Below are 14,084 nucleotides of genomic sequence, written 5' to 3'. Positions count from 1 at the left end.
GAGCCGCAACCCGGCCCGGCTACTCGATGGCCGCGGCGAACTGCGACTGGTACAGGTCGAAGTACGCCCCCTCAGCGGCGATGAGCTCCTCGTGGTTGCCCTTCTCGACGATGGCGCCGTCCTCCATGACCAGGATGAGGTCCGCGTCGCGGATGGTGGACAGGCGGTGGGCGATCACGAACGACGTGCGGCCGGTGCGCAGCGCGGCCATGGCCTGCTGGAGCAGCAGCTCGGTGCGGGTGTCCACCGAGCTGGTGGCCTCGTCGAGGATCAACAACGCCGGGTCGGCCAGGAAGGCCCGCGCGATGGTGATGAGCTGCTTCTCGCCCGCGGAGACGTTGCTGCCCTCCTCGTCGATGACCGTCTCGTAGCCGGCCGGGAGGCTGCGCACGAAACGATCGACGAACGTGGCCCGGGCGGCCTCAAGGATCTCCTCATCCGTGGCGTCGAGGCGGCCGTAGGCGATGTTGTCCCAGATCGTGCCGCCGAACAGCCAGGTGTCCTGCAGCACCATGCCGATCTTGCTGCGCACCTGGCCGCGGGAGAGGGTAGCGATGTCGACGCCGTCGATGGAGATGGTGCCGCTGTTGATGTCGTAGAACCGCATGATGAGGTTGACCAGCGTGGTCTTGCCGGCGCCGGTGGGGCCGACGATGGCGACGGTCTGGCCGGGCTCGGCGACCAGGTTGAGGTCGCGGATGAGCTCCGTGTCGGGGGAGTAGGAGAAGTCGACGTGCTCGAACTCGATCCGCCCGTTGGTTGAGCCGACCGCCTCTTCGCTGGTTGAGCCGACCGCCTCTTCGCTGGTTGAGCCGACCGCCTCCGAGGAACGAGGAGCTGCGGTCGTGTCGAAACCCGGTGAGTTGTCCTGCAACCTGTCTCCACGCTTGGCGGTTTCGACACCGCTCGCAGAGCTCGCGGGCTCAACCAACCCGGTCATCTCCTCGGCGTCGAGCAGCTCGAAGACCCGCTCCGCCGAAGCAACACCCGACTGCATGAGGTTCGCCATCGAGGCGACCTGGGTCAGCGGCTGCGTGAACTGGCGCGAGTACTGGATGAACGCCTGCACGTCGCCGATGTTCATCGTGCCCGACGCGACGCGCAGCCCGCCGAGCACCGCGATGACCACGTAGTTGAGGTTCCCGACGAAGAACATCAGCGGCATGATGATGCCGGAGATGAACTGCGCGCCGAAGCCGGCCCGGTACAGCTCCTCGTTGCGTTCGGCGAAGACGGCCTCAACCTCCTTCTGGCGGCCGAAGACCTTCACCAGCGCATGCCCGGTGAACGCCTCCTCAATGTGCGAGTTGAGCTCACCCGTCGATTTCCAGTTCTGCGCGAACAGCTTCTGCGAGCGCTTGCCGATGATGCCGGTGATGAGCATGGCGACGGGGATGGTCAGCAGGGCGACCAGCGCCAGCGTCGGCGAGATCCAGAACATCATCACCAGCACGCCGATGACCATCAGCAGCGAGTTGAGCAACTGGGAGAGGGTCTGCTGCAGGGTCTGGGAGACGTTGTCGATGTCGTTGGTGACGCGGCTGAGCACCTCGCCCCGGGGCTGCTTGTCGAAGTAGCTCAGCGGCAGCCGGTCCAGCTTCGCGGAGACGCGTTGGCGCATCTGGTAGATGGTGCGCTGCACGGCGCCGTTGAGGATCCATCCCTGGCCGTAGCTGAACGCGAACGACACCACGTACAGCCCCAGCACGATGAGCAGGATGGTGCCGATGGCGCCGAAGTCGATGCCCTGGCCGGGCACGAAATCGAGGTTGCGCAGCAGGTCGACGAAGTCGGTGTTGCCCTCCGCCTCGGCGCCCTGGATGACCTGCTCCTTGGTGACGCCTGCGGGGAACTGCTTGCCGATGATGCCTTCGAGCATCTTGTCGGTGGCCATGCCCAGGATCTTGGGGCCGACAACGGCCAGCGCCACCGACAGCGTGCCCAGCACGATGGCGATGGTGATCCAGAACCGTTCGGGGCGCAGGTTGCGCACGAGTCGCTTGGCGGAGGCGCCGAAGTTGGCGGCCTTCTCTCCGGTGCCGCCCATGCCGTGCCCGTGGCCGCGGCCGGTGGGGCCGTGCTCGGGGCGTTCGTTGGCCTTGACCACCACCTCCGCGTCGGGGGAGGGATTGGCGCTGGTGTTCTCGGTGTTGTCGGTCATCAGGCCGCCTCCTCCGCGCTGAGCTGGGATTCGACGATCTCCTGATACGTCTCATTGGATGCGAGCAGTTGCTCGTGGGTGCCGCGGCCGACGATCTCGCCGTCGTCGACGACGAGGATCTCGTCGGCTCCGGTGATGGTGGAGATGCGCTGGGCCACGACGAGGACCGCGGCGTCGCGCGTGACGGGACGCAGCGCGGCGCGGAGTTTGGCGTCGGTGGTGACGTCGAGGGCGGAGAAGGAATCGTCGAAGATGTAGACGCCGGGCTTCTTCACCAGGGCCCGCGCGATGGCGAGGCGCTGGCGTTGGCCGCCGGAGACGTTGGTGCCGCCCTGCGCGATCGGCGACTCGAGCCCGCCGTCGCGTTCGCGGACGAAATCCGCGGCCTGGGCGACGGTGAGTGCCTCCCACAGTTCGTCGTCGGTGGCATCGGGCTTGCCGTAGCGCAGGTTGCTGGCCACGGTGCCGCTGAACAGGTACGGCTTCTGGGGGACGAGGCCGACGCGGGCCCAGAGGTCCTCGGGGTCGAAGTTACGCACGTCCACGCCGTCGACGAGGACGCGGCCGCCCGTGACGTCGAACAGGCGGGGGATGAGGTTGATGAGGGTGGATTTGCCGGAGCCGGTGGAGCCGATGATGGCGGTGGTCTTGCCGGGGGCGAGGGTGAAGTTGATGTCCTTGAGGACGGGGGCCTCGGCGCCCGGGTAGGCGAAGGTCACGCCGTCGAACTCGACGACGCCGCGGCCCGTCGCCGACTGCGGGTTGGTGGGCGGCGCCACGGAGGATTCGGTGCCGAGCACCTCCATGATGCGGTCTGCGGAGACGGCGGCGCGGGGCGCCATGACCAGCAGCATGGTGGTCATCATCACGGAGATGAGGATCTGCATGAGGTAGGCGATGAAGGCGGTGAGCTGGCCGATCTGGAGGTTGCCGGATTCGATGCGCTGGGCGCCGAACCACATCACGGCCACCGTCGAGATGTTCATGATGAAGCCGACGAAGGGGAAGAGGAAGGCCATGAGGCGGCCGACTCGGGTGGTGACGTCCACCAGTTCGGCGTTGGTGCGTTCGAAGCGCTGGGCCTCGTGGGGTTCGCGGACGAAGGCGCGGATGACGCGGATGCCGGTGATCTGTTCGCGCAGGACGCGGTTGAGGGCGTCGATGCGTTTCTGCATGGCCTCGAACAGCGGGCCCATCCTGGTGATGAGGATGACGATGCCGATGCCCAGGAGGACGACGGCGGCCAGGATGATCCAGGACAGGCCAGCGTCTTCGCGCAGGGCCATGAACACGCCGCCCACCATGGTGATGGGGGCCGAGACGAGCATGACGGCGGTCATGAGGACGAGCATCTGCACCTGCTGCACGTCGTTGGTGTTGCGGGTGATCAGCGACGGGGCGCCGAACGTGTTGAGCTCCTGCGCGGAGAACTCGAGGGCGCGCTTGAAGATGGCGGTGCGGACGTCGCGCCCGAACTGCATGGCGGCGTTCGCGCCGGCCCACACGGCGCCGATCTGCGCGGCGCCCTGGACGGCCGACAGGATGAGCATGATGCCGCCGGTGGACCAGATGAAGCCGGTGTCGCCGACGACGACGCCCTCGTCGATGATGCGCGCGTTGAGGGTGGGGAGGTAGAGGCTCATGATCGTGGCGATGGTCTGCAGCACGATCACGATGGTGAGGAGGCCCCAGTAGGGGCGGATGAAGCGGTTGATGAGCCGCGCGAGGCGGGAGAGCATTAGCTGGCCTTTCCGGCGCCGTGGAGCGCGAGCTGGGCAAGGGTTTCGACGGTGAGCGCGGCGTCGTGGTTCAAGACGTGGCCGAGTGCGAGGGTGCGCAGGAGTTCAATGTACTCCTGAGGTGTGGCAGCCAGTTCGTCGATGTGGGGCTCGAGTTGCTCGAGGAGCCAGGCGTCGAGTTCCTGTCGCCGGGCGTCCAACTCATCACGCAGGCAACCCCCACGCTGGTCGACCACGTTCCGCTGGTTGAGCCCGCGAGTTCTACGAGCGGTGTCGAAACCCGGTGAGTCCCCAGCCAAGCCCGACCCATGATGAACTGTGTGCAGCAGATTGCGGATCTCGCCCATGCGTTGCATCAGGACGGTGAGCGCGGTCTCGGTCTTCTTCAAGAGACTGTCGCCTGGGGCGATGGCCGTGATCTCCGCGCGGAGTCGTTCTGCGGAGAAGGCTTCGCGCGTGGTCGCGTCGATGAGGTCGCCCAAGGAGGGGAACGCCCGGAAGATGGTGCCTTCTGCCACGCCTGCGGCCTCGGCCACCTGCTTGGTGGTGAGCGAGGGGCCGTGGGTGAGGAGGAGCGGCAGGGTGGCCTCGATGAGTGAGGCGCGTCGCTCTTCTGGGGGCATGGGGGTAGCTCGGGTCACGAGTCGAGTGTAGTGAGTGAGCACTCACTCATCAAGCCGTGATGCAGGAAGGACTTCGAGGGGCGGTTCCAGAGATGTCCGCAGGGGAGTCCGGCAAGGGGGCATCTGCTGCCCTGCGCCGCGCTGTCATCGGCGACCGAGCTGGATTCGCGGCCGCCGCACCCCGGCGGGCACTGAACTGAGTGGTTCTGGCCGTGACTCTGTGGGGCTGCTGGGCGGCGAGCACTGGTGGAGATTCGTTGGCTATCCTGGCCGGGTTGAAAGGCGCGTACGTGGACAGGCAGATCAATGTTGTGGGGGCCGTCATCCTGGATGAGGGTCGGGTGATGTGTGCCCAGCGCGGACCAGACGGATCGCTTCCGGGCATGTGGGAGTTCCCAGGCGGCAAGATCGAACCAGGGGAGTCGCCGCAAGAGGCTTTGAAGCGCGAGATCCTCGAAGAGCTTGGATGCAACATCGTCGTCGGCGACCTAATCAACACAGCCAGTCACCGTTACGACTTCGGCACCGTGAACCTCACCACGTACTACTGCACGTTGGAGAGCGGTGAGCCTCTCGCCACCGAACACTCTGCCCTGGATTGGCGCCTGCCGGCAGAGCTGCCAGAGCTGCAGTGGGCCCCGGCCGATCTCCCCGCCGTTGCGCAGATCGTTGTCGACCGGACATGACGATGGACATCGCGTGGGCAGGCAACCTTGAGCTTGATGTCCGCTTCGGTTACCTCCGGGGTACGACTCCAGGACCACGACGATTCCATCCGCGGGTTGTCCTCAACGATGAATCCACCACCACGCTGCGAGTCCTCCGCGAGGAGCTGACACGATGCTCCGACTTCACCTTCTCGGTCGCGTTCGTCTCAGCCCGGGGCATCGCCCTCCTGAAGCAGGAACTGCTCGACTTCAGTGGCACCGGCAGGATCATCACCTCCGACTATCTGGCCTTCAACTCACCTGCCGCTTTCGCGGAACTGCTCAACCTCCGGAACTTCGGCATCGACGTCCGCATTCACGAGGCAGCCGCCTTCCATCCCAAGGGCTACATCTTCCAGAGTGACGACACAGTCTCGGTGATGATGGGCAGCTCCAACCTCACCGAGAGCGCGCTCGTCAGTAACCACGAGTGGAATCTCAAAGTCTCAGCCGCCCAAGACAGCGACCTGGGAGGACAGTTGAGCGACCTGGTCCAGCAGCAGGTGGAGCGTTCGGCTCCGCTCTCGCAGGAATGGATCGACGACTACGCGGCCGGATACGTCCCTCCCCCACCACGTCCGCGTGCGCGCCCCGCCAGTCCCGAGGTCGCGGTCAGGGATCTTCCCGAGGGCGTGGCGTTTCTTCCCAATGCGATGCAGCGGGACGCCTTGATCGAGATTGCCGGTGCTCGGCAGAGCGGTGCTCGACGAGCTTTGATCGTCTCCGCTACCGGTACTGGCAAGACGGTGTTGTCTGCACTCGATGTCCGAGCCGTCGCGCCCAAGCGGTTCCTCTTCGTCGTCCATCGAGAGCAGATTCTCGACCGAACCATCAGCGAGTATCGAAAGGTCCTCGGTGGCCCGCGTTCGGACTTTGGGAAGTTGGCAGGGACCACCCGCCAGACGGACGCGAAGTACCTGTTCGCCACGGTGCAGACGCTGTCTCGACCAGACGTCTTGAACTCCTTCGCACCCGATACGTTCGACTACATCACCTTCGATGAGGCCCACCGCTGTGGTGCTGAGTCGCACCGCAGGGTGATCAACCACTTCACTCCAGATTTCCTCCTGGGGATGACGGCTACCCCAGAGCGGATGGACGGGTTCAACGTCTTCGAACTGTTCGACTTCATCACGCCCTACGAGATCAGGCTCAACGCTGCGCTCGAAAACGACATGCTCGCCCCCTTTCACTACTATGGCGTAGCTGACGTCACGTTCGAGGACGGCACGACCACCAGCGACGTGACGCACTTCAGTAAGCTGGTCTCTAACGAGCGTGTTGATCACGTGATTGCAGCTCTCGAAGCCTACGGTCAGGCTGGCGTGCCGCCGCGTGGGCTGATCTTCTGCAGTCGGGTGGACGAGTCGAGGGTGCTCGCTGCTGAGCTGAGTGAGCGAAGCTTGCGCGGAAAGCGTCTGCGCGTTGTGAGCCTTAACGGCGAGGACAGCGTGGCGCATCGCGAAGAGGTGGTGCGGGAACTCGAGGCCGGCGACATCGATTACATCACCACCGTTGACGTGTTCAACGAGGGAATCGACATTCCCACGCTCAACCAGATCATCATGCTGCGCCAGACGCAGTCGTCCATCGTGTTCGTCCAGCAGCTTGGGCGGGGCCTACGAAAGGCGCCTGACAAGGACTATCTCGTGGTGATCGACTTCATCGGCAACTACGCCAACAACTTCATGATCCCGATCGCGCTATTCGGCGACCAGTCGCTGAACAAGGAATCGCTGCGCCGGAACCTGATCTCGTCGGAGGAGTCCGGCGTCATCGCCGGGCTGTCTAGCGTTCGCTTCGATCGCATCGCCCAGGCGCGCGTGCTGAAGGCGATCACGGAGGTGAATCTCGGTAGCAAGGCTCGGCTCAAGGCAGCCGTCGTCGCTATGCGCAATCGCGTTGGCCGGACTCCACGGCTGATGGACTTCCTGCACTTCGAATCAGCGGATCCCGTGGTCTTGGCTCTTGGGGACCGGCACTTCCCGGAATTGGCGGCGAGTGCCCTGAAGCAGAAGCTCTCGTTCTCCGACGAGGAGAATCTGTGGCTGCACCAGATCTCGTGGGAACTACTGCCTGCCAAGCGCAGGCACGAGTTCGTCTTGCTGCGCGAGTTGGTGGCCCACTCCGAGATGAGCCGGACGGAGGTAGCCGCTGCTTTGGCGGCAGAAGGCCTGGACGCTCACGACGATCTGGTCCAGAGCACGATGGACTCCCTCACGCTGGTGCGGCACGGGCAGGTCGACCGCACTCGGCATTCGTCACCGATCGCTGTGCACACCACGGGGGGCATCAGGCTGGTGGACGGCTTTTTGCGCTCGTATCGCGATTCCGCAGATTTTCGAGAGGCTGTGGACGACGTCGTGGAGACCGGCTGGCGGCTGGTTGGGGAACGCTACGCCCTGGATGCTCCCTTCACCAGGGGCGCGCAGTATTCCCGTAAGGAGACCACCCGGCAGTTGGGCCAGCCTCGTAGCTGGGCGCCGACTCTGTACGGCTACAAGGTGGACATGGAGAGGGGCGTGTGCGCGATCTTCATCACGCTCCATAAGGCCGACGATGTCACTGCGAGCGTGGCCTACGAGGATGCGCTTCTGGACTCCACGACCATTCGGTACTTCACCAAGAGCCGCCGCACACTGAACTCGGCTGCTGAGCGGGCGATGGCGGAGAACCGGGTCACCCTGCACGTCTTCGTGAAGAAGGATGACAGCGAGGGTAGCGACTTCTTCTACTTGGGTGTGGCGCGCGCATCAGAAGCGCGGGACGCGACCATGCCCGACGGCAAGGGCTCCACGCTGCCTGTGGTGACGATGCTGCTGAGGTTCGAGGAACCAATCCCGGCCGCTCTGTTCGATTACTTCCACCCAGTTGTTACGTGATGAACCGGACCACGTCGCACTGGTTGCGCTGCGGCTGGGAGGGCAGTCATTGGGTCGGAGCTAGATGTGGAGCGGGGAGCACCTCTGTCCGACCGGAGTGATCGGTTATTTCTCGCCCCAGTGGGGCTGCAGGCACCACGGCAGAATGTCGGTATGGGGACCCATGAGGCCGCCTTTGGAAGTGGCTGAGTGGGCGCTAGGTTACTTTTCTTGCCATGGTTGACTCAGGATCTCCAAGGCGGTCGCCACCGCTGCTTCGAGGTTCGCGGCAGCGTTGGTGAGGGCTTGTTGGAGATCGCACACGTCTCGGACGATGGGGACGACGGAGATCACGCCTTCTGGGTGAGCATCGGTGTCGGATGGGCCCACGCGCCCGGCGAAGATCAGCGCAGGCACGCCCTTGGAGGCAGCCCGAGCGGCCACCGCGGCAGGGGCCTTCCCCGCCGCAGATTGGGCATCCCAGCTTCCTTCGCCGGTGAGCACCAGCGAAGCGTTGGAGAGCCGTTCATTTATCCCGAGCTGATCCATCACGAACTCCGCACCGGGTTGGATGATGGCGTCCGTGAATGCCAGGAAGGCCGCACCAAGGCCGCCGGCCGCGCCCGCACCCGGGAGCTCTCGAACGCTCCGACCGGTGGCGCCCTCAGCGATGTCAGCCCATCGCGACAGTGCCTCGTCGAGCGCGGCCACCGCATGGACGTCAGCGCCCTTCTGGGGTCCGAAGACATGGCTCGCGCCCGAGGTTCCCAGAAGGGGGTTGGTCACGTCGCTGGCGATGATCACCCGCGCAGTTCGGAGCCGCTCGTCAAGGGATTCCAGACCGATGTGAGCCAGTCGCGCGAGGGCCAAGCCGCCCGGCTCCAGCTCCTGGCCCTTCTCGTCGAGGAAGCGGGCCCCGAGCACCGTCAGCATGCCGGCACCGGCATCATTCGTGGCACTGCCGCCCAATCCAACAAGGATCTCTTCCGCCCCGCGGTCAAGAGCGGCGCGGATCAGTTCTCCGACCCCGGTCGTGCTCGTGATGGACGCATCACGCTCGTGCGGTGCGAGAAGCTCGATTCCAGCAGCCTCCGCGATCTCCACGACTGCGAGTGCCCGGTCGGGCACGTACAGGAACTCCGCCTGGATGCTCCAGGCCCAAGGCGTCCTGGCTCGGGACGGAGACCATCTCGCCGCCTAGCGAGGCCTGAAGAGCCTCACACGTCCCTTCGCCCCCGTCGGTCATCGGGAGTAGAGCAACTTCGGTGTCAGGGAACAACCGCCGGATGCCACGCTCCATCGCCGAAGCGGCCTCGGCCGCAGTCATGGACTCCTTGAACGAATCCGGAGCGCAGATGATCACTAGCTGTACTGACCACGGAGGTTGAGTAGGTCAAGTCCAGCGGAGTGGTGTAGCGGTTCCTTCGTCTAGGCGGTTAGGGCGGGGGGGTTCGGTCACCTCCTCTTCGGGGTTGGGGATGGTGGTGAGTTGGCAGCGTGCGAGGATGTCGAGGCCGAGGTAGCGGCGGCCTTCTGCCCATTCGTCGGTTTGTTCGGCTAGGAATGCGCCGACGAGGCGGATGATGGCTTCACGGTTCGGGAAGATCCCGACCGCGTCGGTGCGGCGCCGGATCTCCCGGTTGAGGCGTTCGGCGGGGTTGTTCGTCCAGATCTGGGTCCACACGTCCTTGGGAAATGTGGTGAAGGCGAGCACGTCGGCTCTGGCCTGCTCAAGGTGCTCCGCGACTTCGGGGAGCTTCTCTGCGGTGTAGTCCAGCAGCCGGTCGAACTGCGCCTCGACGGAGGCCGCGTCGGGCTGGTCGTAGACGGAGTGGAGCATCGCTTTGACCGCTGGCCACATGCTCTTCGGCGTGACGGCCATGAGGTTGGCGGCGTAGTGGGTTCGGCAGCGCTGCCCAGGACGCGCCGGGCAGGTTCGCCGCGATCGCCTCCACCAGCCCGGCGTCGGCATCAGAGGTCACCAGCCGTACTCCGGCCAGGCCGCGGGCCACCAGGTCAGCGAAGAACGTGTTCCACGCCGGTTTGGTCTCTGAGGTTGCCACTTGCAGACCGAGGACTTCGCGGTGACCATCGCCGTTGACACCGGTCGCGACGAGGACCGCGGCGTTGATCACCCTGCCGCCTTCTCGGACCTTCATCGTCAACGCGTCGGCGGCGACGAAGGTGAACGGGCCCGCCTCGCCCAAGGGGCGGTGGCGGAACTGCGCAACGTGCTCGTCGAGGTCGGCGGCCATCCGCGACACCTGTGACTTCGACAGGCCGTCGATCCCGAGGGTCTTGACGAGTTTGTCCATCCGACGGGTCGACACTCCGGCGAGGTAGCAGTCGGCGATCACCGTGATCAGCGCCGCTTCGGCACGTTTGCGGCGCTCCAAGAGCCACTCGGGGAAGTAGGTTCAGGAGCGCAGTTTGGGGACGGCAACATCAACGGTGCCGACACGGGTATCCAGAGGGCGGTGGCGGTAGCCGTTGCGCTGCGCCACCCGCCCCGCGGAAGGCTGTCCCCACTCGGCGCCGCACACCAGATCGGCGTCAGCCGAGAGGAGAGCGTTGATCATGTTCTGCAGGAGCTGGCGCATCATGTCCGGGGATGCTTCGGTCAGCAGGTTGCCCAGCACGCGGGCGGGGTCGACAATATGAGGAGCGGTCATCGTGGTTGATTTCCTTTGAGAGAGCTTTGGTAGGTGAACTCGAAGGATCCCACGGTGACCGCCCTGCCGTCATCGACGGCCACGGCCACTGCGGGAGCTACACCACTCTAGGGGGCTCTACTCCGTCGAGTTCAAGTTTGCGAATGTGAGCGCGGCGCTGCGAGACATTCATGCGCCATACATTGATGGGTACAAGCCCTATGCCAACTACCAGGCGGACTTGGCGCAGGTTCTCGACGAAGCGTTGGCGTCCCGGCCATTCCTGGCCGAGCTCATGAGGAGTGAAGTCTTAGACGAAGCGTTGCCGCGAGTGGACTTCCAGTGGGCGGTTTCCGAGCCGCCTGTTACCGAGTTCTCGGAACAGCGAAGGCGGCCAAGTCCGCTGCATACGGATTTCGTAGCGCTCGAGGCTGCGAATCGTAAGCTCGGACTCGCCGGTGAGCTCCTAGTGCTATCCCGTGAACGAGAACACCTGCGTGAGCGTGGCCGTGCCGACCTCGCTGAGCGGGTAAGGCATGTAAGTGTCGAAGACGGCGACGGAGCCGGCTTTGACATCGAGTCCTGGACTGAAGATGGCCAGCCGAGACACATCGAGGTTAAGACCACCAGACGCGGAATCGGTTGGCCGATGATCGTGAGCCGGAACGAAGTAGAGGTGAGCAAGGATCTAAGCGAGTCTTACGTCTTGGCGAGAGTCTTCCGCTTCCGGCACCCGCGCGTCGGGTTGTACGAGCTGAACGGCGCCATCAGTGACACGTGCGCTCTCGAACCAGACACGTGGCGCGCCCTTCCCAAAGTGGGCTGAGCTGGGGAGTTCGACCCGAAACTCCGCCAACACTCACCTTAGGATCGGGATTAGAAGATGGAGTCAGATGGCTGGGACGGCTCCATCACTACGGTCCGGCCGCGCCCCTTATAGCTGCCGGCAATCCGCTCATGCAGCATCTGCGCTGCCAACCGGCCCATCTCGGCAGGATGCAGGGGCGCCATGACCACGTTTGCGGGAGAACTCGTTGCATAAGGGAGTTCGCCCACGACGCCGACGAGGATCTCTTCTGATTGCCCATCAATGGCACGGAGTGTGCCGACTGCGACAAGATTGTTTGTCGCCAGGATGGCGTCTGGGCGGATCCCATGGTGGAGCAGTTGGTTGGCCGCTCTAACACCTCCCGAGATCCGGAAGTCTGTGTAGACCAAGTAGTCGTCTGGCACATCGACACCAGCCTCGGCTAAGGCCGAGGCCCAGCCCTTGCCTCTGTCAACCGCCGTTTGTGTTGATGCCGGCCCTGTGATGCAGGCGATGCGGCGCGCACCCTTGCGCAACAGTTCCCGGGTTGTCTCGCGAGCGATCCTCTCGTTGTCGAGCAGCACGTGGTCGAGATCATCTCGCAGAGCGCGGTCGGCCACGACCGCAGAGATGTCCTGCTGCGCCAAATCACGCAGGCTCAACGCCGGGTCAGCAGGGCAGACGATCACGCCAGCCATGCGCTCAGCTACCGCGACCTGTAGATACCGCGCCTCCTTGCGAGGGCTCTCGTCGCTATTGCACAGCACGACGCTGAAGTTGTTCTGCTGGCTGACGTCTTCGACGCCCCGAGCGAAGGCTGTGAAGAACGGGTTCTCGATGTCTGCCACGATCAGCCCGATGACCTCCGCCGACTGCTTACGGAGAGTTCGGCCAGCTTTGTTAGGCGAATACTCCAGCTTCTTGATCGCAGCTTGGACGGCCACGGCTAGATCGGGCCGCACCGTCTTGCCGTTCAGCACCCGGCTCACTGTGGCGATCGAGACGCCAGCCTCTTTGGCGACTTCGATCATCTTTGCGGCCATGGTCTCCTCCTCGTCCCAAACTGATCTTAGATTGCCTCTTGAAACTGTAATCGTTTTCTGCCACGCTGTACACGTGCTTCCGTTACACAGTGGAAGAGGCACCGGGCAACGAAGCCCAGATGAAAGGAGTGGACATGTTCCCGATTCGCAAAGGCCTCGCGGGCCTTGGCGTTGCGGCCCTAACGTTGACGGCATGCGCAGGGCAGGCGCAAACCCCGCCAGAGGAAACTGGCGGCGAGGGCTCCTCAGGCGGTGCCATCACCTTCCGGTCGTGGAGCCCCATCGCGCAGACCACTGACGCGATGGTGGATGCGACAGAAGCCAAGTTCGACGGCGTGAGTATCAACAGCGAGATCTTCAACTACCCGGAGTACCTCGTCGATCTCAACACCCGAGCGTCGTCAGACACGATGCCCGACGTCGTCGGACTGCAGCCGGGGGCGCTCACGCAGCAATATCGCAGCAAGTTGATGCCGCTGAATGAGTGCGCAGAAGACACGTGGGGCGCGGATTGGGAGAGCAAGTTCTTCCCGATCGGGCTCGAGCAGTCAAGGCTGGGTAACCCTGAGGGGGACGAGAATTACTACACCCTGCCTCTGTTGGTCCAGACAGTGAACCTCTGGCAGAACCATCAACTGATGGAGGAATCGGGCCAAGAGACGCCGGAGACCTGGGACGAACTGGTGTCCGTCTCCAAGTCCTTTGAAGGCTCTGGAAAGGCAGGTTTCATGTTGCCGGCGAAGGACGGCTGGGTCCGCAACGTCGTCTTCCTGCAGATTGCCAACAACATCCAGCCCGGTATTCCCTATGAGGCAGAGCTCGGCGACGCCAAGTGGACCGATGCCAGCGTCGTTGAGGCGCTGGGCTACTGGCAGAAGCTTTTCGATGACGATGTTGCTCAGCAGGGTGCCATGGCACTGGACGCTTACCCGAACGGCGCGAATCAGTTCGAGGCCGGCGACGCAGCGATCATCCCCCTTGGCGCTTGGTGGATCCAGCAGTCTGACCCGGCGAAGGCCGATGCGCCTCCTCTGTCAAAGGGTCTCGAAGGCTTCACCCCCTTCCTTTTCCCGACTATTCCTGGCGGAGAGGCTGAGCCTCAGCTTGTAGGAGGCATTGACGTGGGCCTCGGCATCGCTGCGGACACCGACAACCCTGAAGCTGCCTGCCAGGTGCTCACTGACTGGATCGCGGGCGATGGTGCTCAGGTGCTGATCAACACCTTCAATGACCTCCCTGCCGTCGAGGGGCTCGATCCCGAGGAATTCACCTCGGACCATCAGAAAGAAGTCTGGGAACTCATGACCCAGGAGTGGATGCCGAACGTGAAGTTCTCTCGCTACATGCGCACCCCCGACATGGACACGGCCTTGTCCGATGCTCTTGCCGGCCTCGCGACCGGTCAATACACACCCGAGCAGGCCGCAGAGGTTCTGCAGGAGAAGCAGGACCAGGTCCTCAACAGGTGATCGTCACCGGTGGGTCCGGGTG

At 64.1% G+C, this 14,084-nt stretch carries 8 protein-coding genes and 3 pseudogenes; 4 read left to right on the top strand and 7 right to left on the bottom strand.

Annotation, left to right across the window (positions count from 1 at the left end; all coding sequences use genetic code 11):
* Positions 1-19: 19 nt before the first annotated feature.
* From BN1186_RS03465 to BN1186_RS15370, 3 genes are read right to left on the bottom strand one after another with little or no spacing between them, the layout of a single operon-like run.
* The gene (locus tag BN1186_RS03465; RefSeq protein ID WP_425471467.1) at positions 20-2,161 is read right to left on the bottom strand and encodes an ABC transporter ATP-binding protein; all 2,142 of its coding nucleotides are present in this window, start codon (positions 2,159-2,161) and stop codon (positions 20-22) included.
* Positions 2,161-3,900, bottom strand: a complete 1,740-nt coding sequence (locus BN1186_RS03460; protein WP_040282536.1) for an ABC transporter ATP-binding protein — start codon at positions 3,898-3,900, stop codon at positions 2,161-2,163. Before BN1186_RS03460 ends, BN1186_RS03465 begins: the two co-directional genes overlap by 1 nt.
* Positions 3,900-4,541, bottom strand: a complete 642-nt coding sequence (locus BN1186_RS15370; RefSeq protein WP_246043230.1) for a TetR/AcrR family transcriptional regulator — start codon at positions 4,539-4,541, stop codon at positions 3,900-3,902. Before BN1186_RS15370 ends, BN1186_RS03460 begins: the two co-directional genes overlap by 1 nt.
* Before the next feature lie 272 nt (positions 4,542-4,813).
* On the opposite strand from BN1186_RS15370, the gene BN1186_RS03450 reads away from it, so the two are divergent.
* Positions 4,814-5,209, top strand: coding sequence for a (deoxy)nucleoside triphosphate pyrophosphohydrolase (locus BN1186_RS03450; RefSeq protein WP_040282751.1), 396 nt, complete (start codon positions 4,814-4,816; stop codon positions 5,207-5,209).
* Positions 5,206-8,112, top strand: coding sequence for a DEAD/DEAH box helicase (locus BN1186_RS03445; protein ID WP_052459733.1), 2,907 nt, complete (start codon positions 5,206-5,208; stop codon positions 8,110-8,112). Before BN1186_RS03450 ends, BN1186_RS03445 begins: the two co-directional genes overlap by 4 nt.
* Before the next feature lie 201 nt (positions 8,113-8,313).
* Here the strand turns inward: BN1186_RS03445 and BN1186_RS03440 are convergent.
* From BN1186_RS03440 to BN1186_RS03435, 3 pseudogenes are all read right to left on the bottom strand, one after another.
* Positions 8,314-9,264: pseudogene (locus BN1186_RS03440) on the bottom strand (glycerate kinase); the annotation flags it as partial.
* Positions 9,265-9,274: 10 nt separating this feature from the next.
* Positions 9,275-9,454, bottom strand: a pseudogene (locus BN1186_RS16440) (glycerate kinase); the annotation flags it as partial.
* Between the two features lie 30 nt (positions 9,455-9,484).
* Positions 9,485-10,763: pseudogene (locus BN1186_RS03435) on the bottom strand (IS256 family transposase).
* 145 nt (positions 10,764-10,908) lie between these two features.
* Here BN1186_RS03435 and BN1186_RS03430 point away from each other — a divergent pair.
* On the top strand, positions 10,909-11,568 hold the full coding sequence (locus tag BN1186_RS03430) for a protein NO VEIN domain-containing protein (RefSeq protein ID WP_052459731.1): 660 nt from the start codon (positions 10,909-10,911) through the stop codon (positions 11,566-11,568).
* A 50-nt stretch (positions 11,569-11,618) separates the two neighbouring features.
* On the opposite strand, the gene BN1186_RS03425 is transcribed toward BN1186_RS03430, so the two are convergent.
* Positions 11,619-12,593, bottom strand: coding sequence for a LacI family DNA-binding transcriptional regulator (locus tag BN1186_RS03425; protein ID WP_040282534.1), 975 nt, complete (start codon positions 12,591-12,593; stop codon positions 11,619-11,621).
* A 134-nt stretch (positions 12,594-12,727) separates the two neighbouring features.
* Here BN1186_RS03425 and BN1186_RS03420 point away from each other — a divergent pair, with 134 nt between their 5' ends.
* Positions 12,728-14,062 (top strand): ABC transporter substrate-binding protein, encoded by a 1,335-nt coding sequence (locus tag BN1186_RS03420; RefSeq protein ID WP_180349010.1) that lies wholly within the window; start codon positions 12,728-12,730, stop codon positions 14,060-14,062.
* The last annotated feature ends 22 nt before the right edge of the window (positions 14,063-14,084 follow it).

Source organism: Tessaracoccus massiliensis (assembly GCF_000826065.2).
Taxonomy (GTDB): Bacteria; Actinomycetota; Actinomycetes; order Propionibacteriales; family Propionibacteriaceae; genus Arachnia; species Arachnia massiliensis_A.
The sequence above is the reverse complement of the archived record's forward strand: the minus strand, read 5'-3'. Positions and strand labels throughout refer to the sequence as shown.

Bases quoted from the DNA above. Each gene is read 5' to 3' on its own strand.
- BN1186_RS03445 (WP_052459733.1), top strand. From the start codon at position 5,206: ATGACGATGGACATCGCGTGGGCAGGCAACCTTGAGCTTGATGTCCGC.
- BN1186_RS03460 (WP_040282536.1), bottom strand. From the start codon at position 3,900: ATGCTCTCCCGCCTCGCGCGGCTCATCAACCGCTTCATCCGCCCCTAC.
- BN1186_RS03420 (WP_180349010.1), top strand. From the start codon at position 12,728: ATGTTCCCGATTCGCAAAGGCCTCGCGGGCCTTGGCGTTGCGGCCCTA.
- BN1186_RS03425 (WP_040282534.1), bottom strand. From the start codon at position 12,593: ATGGCCGCAAAGATGATCGAAGTCGCCAAAGAGGCTGGCGTCTCGATC.
- BN1186_RS03465 (WP_425471467.1), bottom strand. From the start codon at position 2,161: ATGACCGACAACACCGAGAACACCAGCGCCAATCCCTCCCCCGACGCG.